The organism is Chitinophaga jiangningensis, from assembly GCF_900142605.1.
Classification (GTDB): domain Bacteria; phylum Bacteroidota; class Bacteroidia; order Chitinophagales; family Chitinophagaceae; genus Chitinophaga; species Chitinophaga jiangningensis.
The window spans coordinates 206,738-226,426 of record NZ_FRBL01000009.1 but is presented as its reverse complement, the minus strand read 5'-3'; the positions used below and the strand labels follow the sequence as shown (position 1 = coordinate 226,426).

General features: G+C 47.7%; 13 protein-coding genes. 11 read left to right on the top strand and 2 right to left on the bottom strand.

The annotated features are described in order from the left end of the window. The first annotated feature begins 10 nt into the window (after positions 1-10). The 10 genes from BUB18_RS23280 to BUB18_RS23235 all read left to right on the top strand — a co-directional run bounded on the left by BUB18_RS23280 (position 11) and on the right by BUB18_RS23235 (position 16,924). Entirely contained in the window at positions 11-3,568 is a 3,558-nt protein-coding gene (locus BUB18_RS23280; RefSeq protein ID WP_245805727.1) for a TonB-dependent receptor, read from the top strand. A 17-nt stretch (positions 3,569-3,585) separates the two neighbouring features. Further along, complete coding sequence (locus BUB18_RS23275; protein WP_073085670.1) at positions 3,586-4,992, top strand: RagB/SusD family nutrient uptake outer membrane protein; 1,407 nt, start codon at positions 3,586-3,588, stop codon at positions 4,990-4,992. 25 nt (positions 4,993-5,017) lie between these two features. Next, positions 5,018-6,115: a TlpA disulfide reductase family protein gene (locus tag BUB18_RS23270; RefSeq protein WP_073085667.1), complete on the top strand. Its 1,098-nt coding sequence runs from the start codon at positions 5,018-5,020 to the stop codon at positions 6,113-6,115. Next, complete coding sequence (locus BUB18_RS23265) at positions 6,112-7,314, top strand: TlpA disulfide reductase family protein (protein ID WP_218588094.1); 1,203 nt, start codon at positions 6,112-6,114, stop codon at positions 7,312-7,314. Before BUB18_RS23270 ends, BUB18_RS23265 begins: the two co-directional genes overlap by 4 nt. A gap of 545 nt (positions 7,315-7,859) precedes the next feature. Continuing rightward, on the top strand, positions 7,860-10,154 hold the full coding sequence (locus BUB18_RS23260) for a TonB-dependent receptor (RefSeq protein ID WP_178372190.1): 2,295 nt from the start codon (positions 7,860-7,862) through the stop codon (positions 10,152-10,154). A 3-nt stretch (positions 10,155-10,157) separates the two neighbouring features. Continuing rightward, positions 10,158-11,060, top strand: coding sequence for a DUF4249 family protein (locus BUB18_RS23255; protein ID WP_083550647.1), 903 nt, complete (start codon positions 10,158-10,160; stop codon positions 11,058-11,060). Positions 11,061-11,442: 382 nt separating this feature from the next. Beyond that, positions 11,443-12,465 (top strand): pectate lyase family protein, encoded by a 1,023-nt coding sequence (locus BUB18_RS23250; RefSeq protein ID WP_073085663.1) that lies wholly within the window; start codon positions 11,443-11,445, stop codon positions 12,463-12,465. 53 nt (positions 12,466-12,518) lie between these two features. Further along, positions 12,519-13,577 (top strand): pectinesterase family protein, encoded by a 1,059-nt coding sequence (locus tag BUB18_RS23245; protein WP_073085661.1) that lies wholly within the window; start codon positions 12,519-12,521, stop codon positions 13,575-13,577. 146 nt (positions 13,578-13,723) lie between these two features. Next, positions 13,724-15,799, top strand: a complete 2,076-nt coding sequence (locus tag BUB18_RS23240) for a M48 family metallopeptidase (RefSeq protein WP_073085659.1) — start codon at positions 13,724-13,726, stop codon at positions 15,797-15,799. Between the two features lie 108 nt (positions 15,800-15,907). Further along, positions 15,908-16,924 carry a zinc-binding alcohol dehydrogenase family protein gene (locus BUB18_RS23235; protein ID WP_073085657.1) on the top strand — a complete coding sequence of 339 codons (1,017 nt, stop codon included), beginning with the start codon at positions 15,908-15,910 and terminating at the stop codon, positions 16,922-16,924. 52 nt (positions 16,925-16,976) lie between these two features. On the opposite strand, the gene BUB18_RS23230 is transcribed toward BUB18_RS23235, so the two are convergent. Together BUB18_RS23230 and BUB18_RS23225 are read right to left on the bottom strand one after the other, a co-directional pair. Continuing rightward, positions 16,977-17,969, bottom strand: a complete 993-nt coding sequence (locus BUB18_RS23230; RefSeq protein ID WP_073085655.1) for an EndoS/ChiA family endoglycosidase — start codon at positions 17,967-17,969, stop codon at positions 16,977-16,979. Positions 17,970-18,152: 183 nt separating this feature from the next. After that, on the bottom strand, positions 18,153-18,458 hold the full coding sequence (locus BUB18_RS23225; RefSeq protein ID WP_073085653.1) for a winged helix-turn-helix transcriptional regulator: 306 nt from the start codon (positions 18,456-18,458) through the stop codon (positions 18,153-18,155). A gap of 146 nt (positions 18,459-18,604) precedes the next feature. Between BUB18_RS23225 and BUB18_RS23220 the strand changes: the two genes are divergently transcribed. Further along, complete coding sequence (locus BUB18_RS23220; protein WP_073085650.1) at positions 18,605-19,519, top strand: ClpXP adapter SpxH family protein; 915 nt, start codon at positions 18,605-18,607, stop codon at positions 19,517-19,519. The last annotated feature ends 170 nt before the right edge of the window (positions 19,520-19,689 follow it).

Below are 19,689 nucleotides of genomic sequence, written 5' to 3'. Positions count from 1 at the left end.
ATACAAATGTATGCAATTAATCGCTTATTGCAACGGGCCGTTGCGCACCCAGCCATCGCTGCCAGCCCGCTGTAAAACCAACCACCAGGTTCGTGCGCAGGCAACCAAAATCCAAAGAATCATGAAACTCACAACGATCCTGCTAACAGTGTTTGCCATGCACCTCAGTGCTACGGGCGTGTCGCAGTCGGTAACCATCTCCTGTAAAAATATGCCGGTACCTCAGGTGCTTACCCTGATTAAAGAACAAACCGGGTACGTATTTTTTTACCGCACACAGGACCTCCAGGGTGTGGCACCTGTATCTATCCAACTCTCCGGCGTTCCTGTTAAAAGCGCTTTGCAACAGGTGCTTCCCAAACCTTTGCATTTCGCTGTGCAGGGTAATTCGGTTGTTATTTCCAGGGAGATGGAAAGCAAACCCACACCACTAGCCTACGTTCCGGCACCGGTAGTTCCGCTGCCGGATGTGACCGGGAAAGTGACGGACGATAAGGGCCAACCCCTCCCGGGTATTTCCATCCAGGTAAAAGGCAGCCGTAAAGCAGCCATCACCGATAAAGAAGGTAAATTCACCGTAAAGGAAGCCGGCACCGGCGCTATACTCATCGTCTCCTGCATCGGTTACGAAACACAAACCATCAGCGTTACCTCCAACAGCAACATGGTAGTGGTGCTTAAACCCAAAGCAGGTGAGCTGGATCAATATGTAGTGGTAGGCTACGGCAGCACCAAGCGTAAGGACCTTACCGGCTCCGTTGCCTCCGTGGATGTAAACGAAGTAAAAGATGTGCCCTTCGCCAGCCTCGACCAGGCACTGGCCGGAAAAGCAGCAGGGGTACAGGTTACACAGGCCGACGGTTCCCCTGGCGGCGTCGCAAAAATCCGTATCCGCGGCGGCACCTCCCTCATCGGTGGTAACGATCCACTATACATTATAGATGGTGTACAGGTAACCATTCAAAATCGCTATATCCAAAACCAGGCAGAAGTAGTAAACCCGGTAGAGCGCTTCGGCAGCGATGACCCCAACTCCTCCGTGGGCGGCTCCTTCGCACGAGGCCTTAATAGTCTCGCCGGCCTCAATATCAGCGATATCGAATCTATCGATATTCTTAAAGATGCCTCTGCCACCGCTATCTACGGCTCCAAAGCGGCGAACGGCGTGATCATCATCACCACCAAAAAAGGTAAGCTGGATCAAAAACCAGTGCTGGATGTAAACTACTACACGGGAGTCAGTAAACCGGTAAAAGAAAAATTACTCAACGCGGATCAGTATCGCATGGTCATGAAGGAAGCGGCCAAAAACCTGAACGATGAACGCGCAGCTGCCGGCCTGGCCCCGAATGCTACCGCCCTCAGTATCCTGAATAATCCCGACTTTTTAGGTACCGCTAATACCGACTGGCTCAATGAAGTGATGCAAACGGGTATCATGCACAGCGCTGATATCGCCGTAAGAGGAGGCGGTACCAACTCCCGCTACTATACCTCTCTCGCCTATACGAAACAAAATGGTACAGTAAAAGGAACGGACTTCAACCGCATCGCCGGTAAGATCAGTCTCGACAATGATATCACCCGCAAATTCAGGGTACTCACCAACCTCGATTTCGGCTTCACCAAAAACAATATTACCAACGGGATGTACGCGCAGGCATTGTACGCGCCGCCAACCTTGCCCGCCTACAATAAAGATGGTTCCGTATATCAATTCCTCGGCGCTAATATTGGTGCCTCCAATTACGAAGGATACCAAAATCCGCTGGTACTCCTCGATGGCATCAACGAAGCCAAAACCGCAGTATTACTCGGCTCCCTCTCCGCAGAATATGAAATCCTGCCGGCACTGAAATTCAGAAGCATCCTGTCGGTCAACTATAATAACTACCATCAGCTCAATTATGTGCCCAGCACAGCGGTTATCGCTTCTCCCAATGGTGTAGGCAGCTCCAACGGTGGTACTGGTTCCCAGAGCCAGTCGGATGATGTGAACCTCTTTTATGAAAATACGCTTACCTGGGAAAAGCAATTCAACGATCATCACCGCCTCACCGTAGTGGGTGGTACCTCCTGGCAGAAATATCGTTTCAACTCCTTCTCTGCCAGCGGTCAGGGTTTCCCGGATGATAAGTATTTGAACAATTTGTCTTCCGCGGCAGTAACGCTGCCTGCCACCGGTTTATCCGGGCAAAACTCTCTGCTGAGTTTTTACCTGCGCGCCAACTACGCGTTGTTTGATAAATATCTTTTCACCTTCACCGGCCGTTCCGATGCAAGCTCCAAGTTTCCGGAAAACAACCGCGTGGGTTACTTCCCTTCCGGTGGTGTGGCCTGGCGTATTTCTGATGAAAACTTCATGAAGCGTGTAAACTGGGTGAGTGAGCTGAAGCTGCGTGCCAGCGCAGGTTATACCGGTACGCAGAATTTCGGGGACTACATGTTCTATACCCTGTACACCCCACGGTCGTATGCGGGTAGTAACGCGCTCGTGCCTACGCAGCTGGGTAACGAAAAAATCCGCTGGGAATCTACTCTACAAAAGGACCTCGGGCTGGACTTCGGCCTTTTCCGCAACCGCCTGAAAGGTGTGTTTGGTTATTACGAAAAACTAACAACGGGCCTGTTGCTCTCTACCAGTCTGCCTCCCAGTTCTTCCTATGCTACCGTAATTACCAACCTGGCCACTATCCGCAACAGGGGCCTGGAGCTGGACCTGCGCGGGGATATCATTCGTCATAAAAACTTTCAGTGGACCAGCGCTATCAATATTTCAGGGAACAGATCACTGGTAAAAGATATCACCACCGATTTTACGGACCCTAACGGCGATCCGGAAACGGCGCAGTATTACCTTGGTAACAGTATCGTTCGTAAAAATGAACCGCTGGGACTCATCTATGGTAAACAGTTTGCCGGCATCATCCGTACGCAGAAGGAGCTGGACGACTATAAACGCGATTTCACACTGGCACCCTATTTCGCGCGTTTTCTCAATATCGGTGATCCTATGTACAAGCTGGATAGCACCGGTTACTATGCCGAAGATGTGATTGGCCATGCGCAACCTAAATTTTTTGGCGGCTTTACCAACACCTTCAGCTATAAAAATTTCAGCCTGATTACCCTGCTTACTTTTTCTTATGGTGGGGAGATATTATACCTGGCGGATATCCAAAACTCTTACGTAGGTGGGCGTACCAACAAGGGCGTGCGCATACTGGACCGCTGGACGCCTGAGAATCCTGGCAGCGACAGGCCACGCCTTATCCAGGGGGAAAACGGTTATTACTATACGGCCAGCAATAATGTATATGATGCCTCTTACCTGAAACTGAAATCTGTAACGCTTACGTATACCCTCCCTTCAACCCTTGCTAAACGTATGCACCTGAGCCACGCTTCCGCGTATGTTTCCGGAACTAACCTGTTTTGTATCACCAAATATCCGGGGCCGGATCCTGAGGTAAGTAATAATCCTTATAGTCTCATTAACGGCAGCAGTGATGTGGGAACGTATCCAACCGTACGCCAGTACACGATCGGTCTCCGCTTTGGTTTCTAATTTAAACTAGTCAGCACATGAAAAAAACAGCCATATTATACATTTTACTGCTTACCGCAGCCGCCTGTAAAAAAGAACTGGGCAAGCTGCCGGAAAACGCCAGGGTAGAGGGTAATACCATACTGGATCAGCGGACTTCTGAAATTGCACTCAACGGTATTTACTACCGCTTTGCTAACGTGAATGGGGGTACGAATACGACCCAGTGGCGGGATAATGAATTTATTCCTGCTGCCTGCGCAGGCTATATGGGGAGTGGTTACGGCGCGGACCCGATGGAAGAAAATGCCTACGCTAATTCCGGTTTTACAAGTGGCCCCTGGGCATCCTGCTACACACTTGTGAATGCCGCCAATGGGGTGATCGAAGGCGTAAATGCCTTGCCGGATAACGCCTTTACAGGAAACCGCAAAAAGGAAATACTGGCAGAATCCCGGTTTATGCGGGCCTACGGACATTTCCGTTTATTGAGTTTATACGGAGAGTGGTATGATAAAAGCAGTGCTTATGGTGCATTGCTGCGTACAGCATTCGTAACGCTGGGTAATATTCCCAAAAAGCGCAGTACCGTGCAGGAGAGCTATGATTTAATTTTGGGAGATGTTAACTACGCTATTGAAAATGCGGCTACCACCAGGCCTAACTTCTACGTAAATCAATGGGGAGCCAAGGCCCTCAAATTGCGTATTATGATGAGTTACGGCGATTACGCCGCTGCTGCTGCACTGGCAGATGATATCATCAAAAACAGTCCTTATAAACTGGAAACAAACGTAAAAGATATCTTTTACCAGAAAGGCCTGGCCAGCGGGGAAGTGATCCTGGGTGTACAGCCGCAGCAAAATCAGGCTGCATATTATTATAACTTAAGCTCACAATACTACCCAGGTGCTTCGAGTCTGTATGTGGCCAAACAGCAGCTGAAGGACTTGTTGCAAAACGATCCGCGCCAAAGCTGGCTGATAGGCCCTGCCAATACATATGTACCAGGAACCTACTATTTCCTGAAATATATCGCGAAAGACACCAAGGCTACTGTTACATCCGAAACTGCTTATGCCTTCCGCCTCACGGAAGTGTACCTGCTGGGTGCGGAAGCGCTGCTCCGCAGCGGTGGTAACGTTACCACCGCAAAAGCACTCGTGAAGGAAGTAATGAAGCATGCCGGCGTAACTGATTTTGCGGCCATCGACAACGCAGCTACAACAGACGCGCAGCTCCTGCAGGTCTACTATGAAATCGTCAGGAGCCTCACCGGTGAAGACGGGCAGGAGTGGCAGGCATTATTGCGCTTACCGTTTGCCACCGTGCAGCAGATCAAGCCGGAAATCACAGATAAACTGCAATACATCTTCCCCGTGCCACGCGCGGAATTTCAACAAAACCCAGCCTTCGGAGATCAAAATAAAGGATATCAGAAATAACAAGCATTCATAAAACCAGACACGAATGAAAAAACAACTCATCGTATGTACCCTGCTGGCAGCCGCAGCATGCAAGCCCGCTGTGCCCAAACATGCCAGTATTATGGCTGATATTAAAGGCCTTACCGACTCCATCGTGCACATTATGGTGCCCGTGGCCGACTCCGCCCGCACCGATTCGGCAGTGGTGACGAATGGCAAATTCACCTGGACCGGCGAAGTGGGCGATGTGCAGAAAATCTACATTGGCACCTCCACCCGTTACATTGACCTGTATATGGGCAATGATGCGGTAACCATCAAAGGTAACCTGGATGCGGTGGAAAACCTGGTGATCACCGGCTCGCCTGCTCAGGATGAATACAAAGCCTTCACCGCATCCATCAAGGATATTACTGACCAGGAAGGCGCGCTGTATGGCAACTGGGAAGAGGCCCATAAAACCGATAGCGGCACGAAAGCTATTGAGAACAAGCTCGAAACCTTGCGTAACCAGCGCCACGACCGTACCGTTGCCTATATCCGCTCGCACCCGGCCAGCGCCATCAGCGTGAATATGCTGGCAGACATGGCTGTGATGGGAGAGTATGCACCACTCGATAGCTTGTATAAAACCCTGGACACAGCCGTGCAGCATGGCAGTACAGGTACCCGCCTGGCAAAGCGCCTGGAAGTGCTGAAGCGCAGCGCCATCGGTGCTCAAATGATGGATTTTACACAGAATGATACCAACGGAAAACCTGTAACCCTTTCTGACCTGAAGGGTAAATACGTACTGGTGGATTTCTGGGCCAGCTGGTGTGGCCCATGTCGTGCAGAAAACCCGAACGTACTCAAGGCCTATAATGCCTTCAAGGATAAAAACTTTACCGTGGTAGGTGTATCACTGGACGATAATGAAGAAAAATGGAAAGCCGCCATCAAACAGGACGGTATGCCCTGGATTCAGTTGTCGGACCTGAAAGGCTGGCGCAACGAAGTAGCCCAGCAGTATGGCATCCAGGGGATTCCATATTCATTACTGATAGATCCCGATGGCAAAATTGTAGCCAAAGAATTACGCGGCAATAAATTGCACGAAACGCTTGCATCTCTCCTTAACAATCAAAAACCAGCTATATGAAATTTCAATTAATAACGGTAACGGCTACACTGCTTGCCACCGCAGCGATGGCGCAAAAGCCATACACCATCACCGGTAAGGTGGAAGGGTTAAATAACGCCTATGTATACTTAAGTTATGGGGTAGGAGATAAGTACTATACGGACAGTGTGCTGGCTAAAAACGGCAGTTTTACATTTAAAGGGCAGGTTGAGGAGCCAACATTGGCGCGCATGTATGCCGACAAAAACAAGGCGATGAGGGACTGGAATGCTGTTCTTGCCTTCTTTATTGAGCCGGCATATATGAAGGTTGCCGGTAACAAAAATGCTTTCAGCAAAATTAAAGTAACCGGCTCCGCTACACAGCAGGAGCAGGAACAGCTGGAAGCGCTGAGGGCTCCTGTAAATGCCGCGCTGAAGCCGCTTTCGGCGCAGTACAATAAAATGAATGAGCAGTACATGGCCCTGCGCAAAACCAAAGCCAGTGAAGCGGAGCAGGAAGCATTCAAAGAAAAGGTTACTGCCGTAAAGGATAAGATGGAGCCTTATTATGAGCAGTTGGAAAAAATTGATCTCGGGTATATAAAAGCGCATCCAAACTCCTATGTAAGCGTGCAGGCGCTGCGTTGGAGAGTGAGCAGCATTCCGCTGCAGGAAGGGGAAGCTCTCTTTGCAGCAATGCCGGCTAATATTCAGGAGAGTGCAGATGGTAAGTATATACGAAAAGAGCTGGATGGCCTGAAAATGGGCTCTCCGGGAAGTGTGGCACATGTGTTCGCTAAAACGGATATTAACGGGCAGCCGTTGAGTCTGGCCGATTTCAAAGGTAAATACGTGCTGGTAGATTTCTGGGCCAGCTGGTGCGTGCCATGCAGAAAGGGAAATCCGCACCTGAAATCATTATATGCAAAATATAAGGATAAAGGCTTCGAAATTATTGGTATTTCCGATGATGATCGCAACAATGCCGCCTGGAAAAAGGCCGTGGAGGCCGATGGTATCGGCATCTGGAAACATGTACTGCGTGGCCTGGACATGGAAAAGCGTATGGCCAACCAACCTAACCCTGATGACATCAGTGATTACTATGGCATTCATTCTCTCCCTACAAAAATACTCATTGATCCCAATGGGATGATCATAGGCCGCTATGGTGGTGGTGGCGAAAATGATGAAGCCATGGATAAAAAGCTGGCTTCCATTTTTGGTAATATATAATACTTATGCGCCCGTTTGACCGGGGCGGAAAGGTAGCAGCGGAAGGCGTTTCCAATACCATGGAAATGCCTTCCGCTTTTTTCGTGAAATTATTCTGGCGTAATTCTTGTGTAAAAATCCGAACGTCTGACTCTGCAAAGAATGTCTTTATTTGAAAAACCAGTGCGCATGAAATGTGCAATCACCTTCATTCATTTGTAGCAGCAGTTTTGTATCTGTCGACCATTCGTCCTGATTTCTATCACCTTAGCTGTCAGCCTTGCTGCAGGCCGGTTTATATGGTTCTGTTTGCCAGCGTTGGGAAGATTCCATTGTATCGTTGTAGCGTGTTAAGTTCCCAATAACTTTTGATAATGAGGAAACTCTTTCCACCGGTTCATGTTTTGAGGCAGGCGGGGATGTGTGTTCAATGAATGTTATACTATCTGTAAACAAGTACAATGTTTGAGCAAATGGCAAACAGGCGGAAACCCTTTCTGATTGGATTCTGGCACTTTTTAATCTTACTGTTCGCAACCCTGAAGGGATACGGACAAGTGCGGTCTTTGAAATTATTTGTCTCCGATTCGCAGCAACAACCCGTTGCCAATGCGGGGATAAAAGTGGACACGGCGGTAACGATAACGGATATGTCCGGTAATGCGCACGTGGCCGTTGCGCCTGGAAAATGCCAGGTGGTGGTTACTGCACCAGGCTATCAGCCAGCGGAAAAAATAATGATGATACAAGGAGATACCAGTGTTCCGCTGGAATTAAAACCCGCGCAAACGCAGCTGAAAACCATTACGGTGTATGGGGAGCGACAAGTGACCCTCGGGCAGATGAGTACGCACATAATTGGCATCGATCAGTTGAAGCGTATGCCCGTACTGTTTGGTGAAGTTGATCCCCTGAAAACCATCACCTTATTACCGGGTGTAAAGAATGGGGGAGATGCAGGCGCCGGCATTTATGTTCGTGGAGGCGGACCTGATCAGAATCTCGTGTTGCTGGATGGTATAACGGTATATAATCCGAATCACCTGCTGGGGGCATTCAGCATTTTTAACGGGGATGCCGTCAATAATGTTGAAGTGATCAAAGGCGGTATGCCGGCTGAATATGGCGGTAGGCTCAGCAGTGTTATTGCCGTAACTTCCCGTGATGGCAATAAGGATTCCCTGAAAGTAAGTGGCGGAATAGGATTGATATCTTCCCGGTTAACGGCCGAAGGCCCATTGGTGAAAGGTAAATCCTCATTTTTGATCAGTGCCAGGAGAACTTACTTTGATCAGCTGGCAAAGTTAATTGCCCCGGATTCCTTCAGGAACAGCGGCTATTATTTTTATGATATCAATGCAAAAGTGACTTATGATATCAATGCATCCAATAGTCTTGCCCTAACTTTTTACAATGGAAAGGATAAGTTTGCCTATGCCCGGGAACAGGAGTCTAGCGGGCGCAAACGCAACTTCAGGGCGGATTGGGGTAATGCCATTGCAGGGCTTACCTGGAAGCAGCAAATCAGTAAAAAACTGCACCAGGAATTATCGTTGGTGTACAGTTATTTCAATTTAGGCAGTAATGTAACCTACGATACCGATGGCATCATTTTTTCCTCCGGGCTCAATGATTATCAGATCAAAAATGACTGGCTGTATCATGCAAATGATAAACTCTTTTTAAAGGCCGGCTGGCAGTTGATTCGTCATGAATTCAAGCCTGGCGCCGGCGAAACAAATGCAGGTCAGCAGGAGTTTGATGCTAAAATTTCCAAACAGTACGGCAGGGAAGCTGCCGGCTACCTCAGTGCAGGATGGGATGTAAGCAGGCTATTTCATGTTACAGGTGGTTTGCGCGTGAGTTATTTTGACCAGGTAGGGCCAACAGAAAGGGTGATTTACGGAGAAGATGGTGTGCCTACCGGTAAAAGTGAAAAGTATAATAAAGGAGTGGTGATTGCGCGGTACTATTATCCGGAACCCAGGCTGGGATTGCGTTACCTGCTGGCAAAAGATGCCAGTCTGAAATTATCGTATACCCGTACGGTGCAGTACCTGCAATTGGCTACTACCAGTGCAGCTACTTTCCCGAGCGACCTTTGGATACCTGTCAGCAAGCTGATTAAGCCGGGCATTGCAGACCAGGTGGCAGCCGGATTTTACCAGGAGTTTCCGGAGAAAGGTTACGAGTTTAGTATAGAAACTTATTATAAAAGATTGCAGAACCAGGTGGAGTTTAAGCCTGGTGCACAGTTGCTGCTTAATCAGAATCTGGAAGGGGAGATGGTGTTCGGTACCGGAAGGGCTTATGGTATTGAACTGTTACTACAGAAAAAAACGGGTGCACTCACTGGCTGGATAGGTTATACTTTAAGCAGAACAGAACGTACTTTCCCGGAGCTCAATAACGGGAAGCCATATCCTTACCGTTATGATCGTACGCACGATCTCAGCATCACAGCTAATTACCAACTATCTAAAAAATGGATCTTTTCCGGGGTGTTTGTGTATGGCACTGGCAATGCGCTGACCATGCCTAACGGAAGGTTTGTATATAACCTGGGTTATAATACGAAAACCGACGAACCGGTGTTGACCAATATAGATCAGTATGGGAAGGTCAACGACTATCGAATGCCTGCATATCACCGGTTGGATTTGTCGTTCAGTTTCACCCCTAATCCGGATAGTAAGAAGCGGTTTAAAAGCAACTGGGTGTTTGGCGTATATAACGTATACAATCGTATGAATCCATATTTCATTTACCTGGATGTAGATGAAGAAAAAGAAACGATACAAGGCAAGCAGGTGACGCTGTTTCCGATATTACCATCCGTTACCTGGAACTTTAATTTCTGATGTATGAGAAAGAGACTAATTGGATTGATGGGTATTGTACTGGCGCTGGCAGCATGTGAAAAGGATATAGATATTAGTGTGGATGCAGGTCCGCCGTTAGTGGTGGTAGAAGGCTATATCAATAACACTTTGCGTTCGTATAATTATGTGATCGTAGGTAAATCACTGCGCTACGATCAGGCTGATTTTGCCAATACCCCTATTGAAGGCGCGAACGTTACCATTACAACCGGCATTTATACCGCAGGGACAGGATTTACCTGGGATAACTCCAGTAAAGTGAAATTGCAGGAAGTAAAGATTCCCGAGCTGGGGTCTGTAAAAGTGCCGGGTGTATACTTCGATCCCAGGATAGTAAGCGATTCAGCACATGCACTGATGGGCGTGCCTGGAAAGTCGTACCTGCTGGAAATTGAAGCGGCGGGAAAAAAGTATACCGCCATCACCACCTTGCCGCAACCGGTGCGGATTGATAGTTTAACCAATACTGCTTCATTTAAAGATGATTCCGGCACGGTGCGGGCACGTTTAATGGTGCATTACAAGGATCCGGATACGCTGGGCAATGCACAGCTGTACTACTGGAAAAATGTGGAGTCGAAGAGTACATTTGGCTGGGGCGCTATGTATACGGACAGGTATATTCCAAGTACCGATGACTTGATTAACGGGCAGGCTGTACATATAACCCACTCTTCCAGGTTGCCGGTAGGAGATACCTTACAGTATTTTTTAGTAAGTGTGGAACGCCCCGTATATGATTTTTGGAGCAGTTTCAATAAAGCACGCATCAATGGCGGACCATTTACCACGCCGGTAAGTTTAAAAAGTAATATACAGGGAGATAATGTGGTAGGTAGTTTCAGCGGTTTCTCGATCAGGACAGCAACACACCTGATGCGGTAAACATTGATTGTTACGGCGGCCTTTTTGTGGTGTTTTCACTCGAGGGGCTGCCGCCAAAAAAACTTATCCTTTCTGATTTTTTATTATATTGTATTGTCGGTAAGCCGCGAAGACTACCGACGTAAAAATGCAGCGATCAAGTTTATACCTTAACCCGGGTATCCGTAGGTAGTATTTTCCAACGATTTATGAATTTTTGCTGACTGGTGTAGCAGTTTTTTTTTATGTCCGTTTATTTAAATGTCATAATGACTATTAATTATTTTATGGTATTGATGTATGTAGCATGAAAAACGTTTATGCCTATGTAATAATGGCAATTATTGAATTGTAAAATTCCCGACATCCACATACGGATTTTCATCATTTACAAAAACATGTTATGAAACTTAGATTCCTCAAAAAACACACTTACAGCAAAGGTGCTGTTATGGCGCTCCTTAGTCTTTTTTGTGCCACAACCATTTCCTTTTCCTCCTGTTCCAAAAGTACGGTAACAGATGTGCCATCCAGGGTAAAAGCTGCGGTAGAAGAGGTGCTCCCCGGACAGGTAGGCTACTGCAATGAAAACGGTACCACCACTGGCGGTGCCGCCGGGCCTACTGTTGTCGTTTCAAACGCCACCGACCTAAATACCTACGCTACCTCCTCACAGCCTTATGTGATCAGGGTTTCAGGTACTATCATGCTTAGTAGCAGAATTGAAGTAGCTTCCAATAAAACCATACAAGGGGTAAATGCAGCGGCAAAAATTGTTGGTAACATTTACATCGCAAATGGAGCTAACAATGTTATTGTCAGCAACCTGAACATCACCAATCCTGCCGGCGATGGAATTACCATTCGCGGGTCCCATCATGTATGGGTAAATCACTGCGCCATCTTTGATTGTTCGGATGGACTATGTGACATCAACTTTGAAGCGGATTATATCACCGTTTCCTGGTGTAAGTTTTATTATGTAAACCAGGTGGATCACCGCTACACCATGATCCTGGGCAGCGCCGGCGCCGAAGTGGAGGGCAAACTCCATGTAACCCTGCACCATAACTGGTGGGGGGCTAAATGTGACCAGCGCATGCCTTCCGGCACACTTGGTAACGCACATATTTTTAATAACTACTTCACCTCCGAAGGCAACTACTATTGCAGCAATGCACGTGCTGGCTCCAAATGGTGGTGCGAAAACAACTACTATTATAAAGTAAACAATCCCTGTTACGAACAGGATGGTGGCAAAATCAGAACCATCGGTAACATCTATGATCAGTGTACCGGCAGCATCACCGTTGGTGGTACATCCGTGGTAAGTCAGCCCACTTACCCTTATACCCTTACAGCGGCATCCAGTGTACCGGCTGTAGTATCCGGCGGTGCCGGCCCTCAGGCTACGCCAGCTTTCTAACCTCCCAATCGTGGATGTCGGGCATATTTACAGACCACTAAACAATTACTTGTATGCGTAACTTCCTATTTGCTTTCCTATGCGCCGCAGCATTTTTGGCCTGCGGTAAATCCAGTACCCCGCCGGTAACCACAGCATCTGTAAAACCACAAACAGAGCTGCTGGTACCCATTAATATTACTGTAGCCCAAGATGGGTCGGGCAACTACACTACGATACAACAGGCATTCAATGCCGTACCGGACAACAGCAGTAACCGCACAGTGATCTATATAAAAAACGGTACGTATAAAGAAGTGCTGACACTGGCATCTTCCAAAAAAAATGTAACCATCGTAGGAGAAAGTGTGAATGGGGTGAAACTCACCTATGATAATTACGCCAGCAAAATTAACCCTGCTACAGGTGCCGCTTACGGTACCAGTGGCTCTTCCAGCACCTTTATCCGCGCCGAAGGATTTTATGCGGTCAATATTACGTTTGAAAATTCTTCGGGCCCGGTAGGGCAGGCACTGGCTATTTACATCGCAGGGGATAAAGCGGTATTCAATAACTGCCGCTTCCTCGGCCGACAGGATACCTATTACGGCGGTAATTGTCGTCAATACCTTAAAAACTGCTATCTCGAAGGTACTACCGACTTTATCTTCGGCCCTTCCACGGCGGTATTTGAAAGCTGTAAGCTCTATAGCTATGGTGGCTCCGCCATCACTGCAGCCAGCACGGAAAGCTATGTACCCTATGGGTTTGTTTTCCTGAAATGTAACATCAGCGGCGCTGCTGGTGCTAAAACCGATTTAGGACGCCCCTGGAGGCCTTACGCCGCTGTTGCCTACCTCAATACTGCCATGACCTCCGTTATCAACACCGCCGGCTGGAATAACTGGGGAAATGCCGCCAACGAGTCTACTGCCCGCTACGGTGAATACCGCAACAACGGAGATGGATCAAATATAGACGGCCGGCCCGCCTGGATCCACCGCATTACAACAGCGGAAGCAGCCGGCTATACCGTGCTGAATGTGCTGAAAACAACCTACACGAATCCTGTGACAACCGATAACTGGAACCCCGGTACGGTGATTAGTGCAACGGGGGCGACGGTGAATTAGTGCGAACTGAAGTTAAGTCCGGTCAGTGATTCACCGGCCGGACTACTTTTTATAGCAGCCTTCTTATCAAGCCAAATTCCCCATTTCCAGCTATACCTTCTTACCGCCCAATTCCTTATTTTGCATGGAAATAATTATTCATATAAATGAGCATTCCACTGTACCCACCCACGCCGGCATTAACAGATGAGAAAATCCTGCTGCCCTCAGCCAGCTTCAGAAAACAGACCATCCGCGTTATCAGTGCCATCGTACTGTTTTTCCTGGTGTACCTAATGCTGCTGGCAGCCGCACTGGTGCTGGGGGTTGCCAGTATAAGCGCCGGTATCTACATCATCACCCTCGGCATCAACTGGCTCATCATCCTTGTGGCGGGCGGGCTGGTAGTACTCGGTGTAGCCGTGATCGTGTTTGTTGTTAAGTTTATTTTTACCAGCTCTAAAGCGGCCGACAGGGATAACTTTGAAGTGACTGAAGCAGAACAACCTGAACTTTTTGCTTTCATCCGCCAGTTAACAACAGAAACCAAAACCAGGTTTCCTAAGAAAATTGAAATCTCGCCCGATGTAAACGCAGCAGTATACTATAACTCCAGCTTCTGGAGCATGTTTCTCCCGGTACGGAAAAATCTGATTATAGGTATGGGACTGGTAAATACGGTCAATATAAGCGAGTTTAAAGCCATCATGGCGCATGAATTCGGGCATTTCAGCCAACGAAGCATGAAGCTGGGCAGTTTCACCTACAACGTGAACCGTGTGATCTATAACATGCTGTTTGAAAACGACGGATATAATAATTTTCTGCAAAGCATGGCTGGTCTTCACGCAGTGGTAGCCATCTTCGCTATTGTTGCCAGCAGCATCGCAAGGGGTATCCAGTACATCCTCCGGGATATGTATAAACTAGTAAATAAACAATATATGGGGCTTAGCAGGGAGATGGAATTTCATGCGGATACCATTGCCGCGGCCGTGGCCGGCGGTAACAATGCCATCAGCGGATTAGTGAAAGTGACCATTGGCGGCATTACCTACTCGAAAGCGATTGGTATGGCCAATGAAATGCTTGCCGACAAAAAGATTACGGAGAATATATACGACAATCAACAATTAATCCTCTCCGGCCTGGTGCGTAAAAATGAGCTGCAACTGCAAGGTAGCCTCACTGCTATACCTGCTGCGCTAGCGGAGTATGATGAGGCCAGCCGTATCGTGTACAAAGACCAATGGGCCAGTCACCCCACTTTTGAAGAACGTAAAGCCAGCATCACTTCACTGAACCTGTACGTACCACCAGATGAAACACCTGCAATCCAACTCTTCCGTGATACCAACACGCTGCAGCATACCGCCACAAAAATGGTGTATGTAGCCGTAGATACAAAAGACCTGACCGTGTGCCCGGCTAATGAATTTGAAGCGATGTGGCAAGTAAAAGATGCTGCGTATGTGGTGCCACCACCATTCGAAAGCTTTTATAAGTACCGCGTGCCCCGCTACCAGGAATGGGATTTGGATGCTGTTATCGAAAGTACACCTGTGCCAACCTTCGCAGAAATTTTCAACGATGCCAATAATAAACTATCAACGGCTATACGAAGAAATGAAAATGAAATCAAAATACTGGACGCCATTGCGGCAGCAGAAATCGAAGTAGCCTCGTTCGACTTTGAAGGACAACGGTATAAAAGAACAGAAGCGGCCACCCTGAAGGTAAAGCTCGAACAGGAACAGGAAGCTGATACGGCGGCTATAGCACTGCTTGATAAACAGGTATTCCGCTATTACTACGAGCAAAATCCTACGGTGAAAAGCTATTATGAAAAAATGGCTTCCATTATCCAACACACCAATTCGTATACTGACCTGCAAAATAAAGTGATCAATCTGCTCAATACTTTCTACGGGCAGCAAGTGGCAATCGAAACCATACATCATGCTTTACGTGCCATCAGGGAGTCGCACAACCCGGAAATGAAAACGAAATTCCAGGAGGCGATAGACCAAGGTGTGGTAACAAACGAAACGTTGAAGGAGGAGCTGACCGCTTTCATCAACGCAGATTATCAATATTTCAATGCCGAAATGATTTTCGCAGTAGAGATTAACCAGATGATTCATTGCCTCACCAGTGTGATGACTGCCTGGAACCTATACCAGTATTGCCAGCATGTGGTAATGCTGGAAAAACTGCTGCAACCGGTTCCCGCAGCACTATAATCTCCCTAAATAAAATTTCCTGTACGCAATTGTACAAATAATAGACCTTATTGTACAATTGCAAAGCCACTATTCCACCCTACCTTTAGGTACATTAAAAATAGTGTCATGAAAGCAATTGGATTTAAAACATCATTACTCATAAACGAAGCAGAGAGTTTTATTTTATTTGAAACGGCTAAACCTACACCCACTGGCCACGATATTCTCGTGAAAGTACAGGCGGCAGCCGTAAACCCGGTGGACTATAAAGTCAGGAAAAACAGCCTGAAAGACCAGATCGCCGAAGAGCCCAAAGTGATCGGCTGGGATGCTGCAGGCATAGTGGAAGCAGTAGGAGAGGAAGTAACACTGTTTAAAAAAGGTGACTACGTGTACTATGCAGGCGATTTCACACGTGCCGGCGGTGCTAACCAGGAATACCAACTCGTGGATGAAAGGATCGTGGGGTTTGCGCCGGTAAAAATTTCACTAGAACAAGCCGCAGCCATGCCTTTAACAGTGCTCACCGCCTACGAAATGCTGTTCGATCGCTTCCGCCTGTCAAAAGAGAAAGATGCTGGTAAATCCCTGCTGATCATTGGTGGTGCCGGTGGGGTAGGCTCGGTAGCCATACAAATCGCTAAAAAGCTGCTGGGGCTCACCGTAATTGCAACCGCCTCCCGTCCGGATTCCGTTGCCTGGTGCAAGCAACAGGGAGCGGACCTGGTTGTTAACCATCGCAACCTGGAGCAGGAGCTTAACGCTAACGGTTATACAGAAATAGATTTTATTGTCGACTTTGTAGACCTCAACCAGTACTGGGAAACTATTATAAAGGTAATAAAACCACAAGGCCAGATTGGCTCCATCAGCGATCCGAAAGAACCTGTAGACCTCCGCCAGCTCAAGCGTAAAAGCCTGAGCTTCCACTGGGAACTGATGTTTACCAGGCCTATGTATCACACGCCGGACATGATTGCGCAGCACCACATCCTCACTAACATAGCGAAGCTCCTGGACGACGGTACCATTACATCTACCTTAACTACCACCTTACAGGGCTTCACCGTCGAAAACCTGAAAACAGCACACGAAATGCTGGAGTCAGGTAAAACGATCGGTAAAGTGGTGATTAAATATTAAGTAATAATTCCAGGAAGTCGCCCCGGGGCGACTTCCTGAAAGATGCTGTATATCAGGGATTCATCAAATGAATCAGCTGCCGGCTTACTAAATACGTAGGCACGTACAGCGTATTATCCGTAGATGAGGTCAATGGTGCATCCCGGTCAATTGCATAACTAAACACCCCGCCTTTTTGAGCACCGCCAGGTTGCCAGTTAGCATAATCATAGGCACGGCCCGTACCATTCACCGGGTACCTTACATCATACCAAACATTGCCGGGATAACCGTTTTCTTCATAAAAGCTGAAGCCGGGAACAAATTTGGACGCAGGAATATAAGGGGAGAAGGTGTTCCAGGTCGACTGCAAAGTAGACGCGCCCCGGCCATAAGCCTGCAGCCATACATAGTCCACCAGATTGTATACCTGCTTAAACATATTGTTGCTGCCATTTTGATTGGTATCAAAAGTAAGCAGCTTGCCAGTGCCGGAAGCCGGCCCCATATATTTTGAAAGCGCCTTGTATACGCCCACCATCCGGGTTAACGTAGAGCCGGTGGGGTTAGTCTCCACATCAATGTCGTACCCGTCAAAGCCATAGCGGTTTACAATACTGTCCATTATGTATTTGGCAGTAGCGGCATAGCCCACCGAGTCGTTGGTGGCGCCGGGCCTCAGGTCAAGGTTTCCGGTTACAATCACCTTGGTGCCTTTGGCATGTAGCCTGGTGATCCAGCCGGGCACGCTGTCGGCCACCGGGGAGGTGGACCGGAAACAAAACAGGATCACAATGTCCATGCTGTCGGGCACGCCCGTGAAGTTGGAACCATTGAGTCCCGGACCATAGCATGGTCCCTGAAATCGGTAAAAGCCTGCATAGATCTGGTGTGGCGTTAATTTGTACTGTTTTAACACACTGTCAGGAACGAGTTCGGTGCTGGCAGTTGTTTTTTGGGAAGATGCTAATGTGCGCAAATCGTTACTGTCGCGGGAACAGCTGTTAAACGTGAGGATGGCACCCAACAAAGGGATGCAGATGGCCGATAACATGGATGTTTTCATTGTATGTGGGTTTTGATGATTGCTCAGACGGGTTGTTCACTACGGCTTGTTCACGTGTAAATGGAGGTATCAGTGCTCATGTATGAATATACGAAAAATAAGCTTGCCTATGGCGCAAAAAAAGCGGGAGAAAGGAATGTGTTCCTTTCTCCCGCGGGTAATAATTTATTAGAACCTGCATCTTTAAGCCATGCCTTCCAGCTGCTGGAAGATAGGCACCAGCGCCTTACCTTTCTCACTGAGGTGGTACTCAATATGGAGGGGCTTTTCACTAACCGTAATCTTATCCAGTAGTCCGGCCGTTTCCAGTTCCTTCAGCGCCACGGAGAGCGATTGCTTGTTGGCGCCGTTAATCTGGCGGAGCAGACTGTTAAATCGCATAGGGCCGGCCACCGCCAGCTTGAATAGTTCAGGCTTCCATTTGCCGGCCAGCAATTTTAGCAGGGCCTGCGCCGGGCATTCTTTTTCAGTATTTGTGGTAGTAGTCATAAAAATCTGACTTATTGTGTTTGTGTATGGAACTGCTGACATTTGTGCAGATCACAATAGATATTTCAGGTATTCGCCATCTATTCAATGCTGTCGGCCATTAGCTAACAGCCGATCTCTACTATGATGCACAAACTCAAATTAAGATGGAAGGTAATAAAAATCCGCTGATATGTGACCCCGCAACCGGAGTATGTGAAATGCCAGGTATGCAGCCCGCTCAAACTGGAAACATTCAAAGCACCGAAGAAAAACCACTGACAATTACATATTTCACCGATCCTATCTGCTCCTCCTGCTGGGGTATTGAGCCGCAGCTGAGAAAATTAAAACTGGAATTCGGAAAGTATATAAAGTTTAATTATCATATGGGTGGATTGTTGCCCGACTGGAGTTACAACAGCGGTGGCATCAGCAAGCCTTCCGACGTGGCCCATCACTGGGATGAGGTTAGCATTCATTACAATATGCCCATTATAGGGGATGTATGGCTGGAAGATCCATTGCCATCATCCTATCCGCCTTCTATAGCCTTCAAGGCAGCACAGTTGCAGGATGAGCAGAAAGCGATTGCTTTCCTGCGGGCTTCCAGGGAGATGTTATTTCTTCAGAAGAAGAATATCACCAGATGGGAACATCTCTCTGATGCTGCTGTGACGGCAGGCCTGGATCCCGCGAGGCTGAAAACGGATTATGAACAAACTGCTGAAGTTCTGTTTCAGAAAGACCTGGAGCTGGCACGCAGCATGGGCGTAAGAGGATTTCCATCAATTTTCATTTCCGATAAAAACGGGCAAACAGAATTTGTTTACGGTGTAAAACCCTATGAGGTATATATTAAAGCGATCACCAAACTATTACCGGCGGCTGTAAAAGGCAGTTACGAAAAGTCGTGGGAGGCCTTATTTGGCGTGTTTCCTTCACTGACCACCCGGGAGTTTGCAGAGCTGAGTGAAATAACCGTGGAAGCAGCAGCAGCTGCGCTCGGCCAGCTGAAACAAGCAGGTACACTGATGCAGTTGAATACCCGTAACGGTGATCTCTGGCAAAAGCTAAAATAAAATCCATTGTTTATACTGGTGGGACCTGTAGCATCGCTGCGGGTCCTTTTTATTTTCTATATTAGCATGAATGATCTGATAAATATACTCCCGGATGTTTAACGAAACGCTGGAATTTGCAGAGATGGTATGGAAAGGAAAAATTTTATAAGAACAATATTTACAGGAGT

Coding starts and splice junctions, on each gene's coding strand:
- BUB18_RS23280 (WP_245805727.1), top strand. CDS start 11: ATGCAATTAATCGCTTATTGCAACGGGCCGTTGCGCACCCAGCCATCG.
- BUB18_RS23275 (WP_073085670.1), top strand. CDS start 3,586: ATGAAAAAAACAGCCATATTATACATTTTACTGCTTACCGCAGCCGCC.
- BUB18_RS23270 (WP_073085667.1), top strand. CDS start 5,018: ATGAAAAAACAACTCATCGTATGTACCCTGCTGGCAGCCGCAGCATGC.
- BUB18_RS23265 (WP_218588094.1), top strand. CDS start 6,112: ATGAAATTTCAATTAATAACGGTAACGGCTACACTGCTTGCCACCGCA.
- BUB18_RS23255 (WP_083550647.1), top strand. CDS start 10,158: ATGAGAAAGAGACTAATTGGATTGATGGGTATTGTACTGGCGCTGGCA.
- BUB18_RS23250 (WP_073085663.1), top strand. CDS start 11,443: ATGAAACTTAGATTCCTCAAAAAACACACTTACAGCAAAGGTGCTGTT.
- BUB18_RS23245 (WP_073085661.1), top strand. CDS start 12,519: ATGCGTAACTTCCTATTTGCTTTCCTATGCGCCGCAGCATTTTTGGCC.
- BUB18_RS23240 (WP_073085659.1), top strand. CDS start 13,724: ATGAGCATTCCACTGTACCCACCCACGCCGGCATTAACAGATGAGAAA.
- BUB18_RS23235 (WP_073085657.1), top strand. CDS start 15,908: ATGAAAGCAATTGGATTTAAAACATCATTACTCATAAACGAAGCAGAG.
- BUB18_RS23230 (WP_073085655.1), bottom strand. CDS start 17,969: ATGAAAACATCCATGTTATCGGCCATCTGCATCCCTTTGTTGGGTGCC.
- BUB18_RS23225 (WP_073085653.1), bottom strand. CDS start 18,458: ATGACTACTACCACAAATACTGAAAAAGAATGCCCGGCGCAGGCCCTG.
- BUB18_RS23220 (WP_073085650.1), top strand. CDS start 18,605: ATGGAAGGTAATAAAAATCCGCTGATATGTGACCCCGCAACCGGAGTA.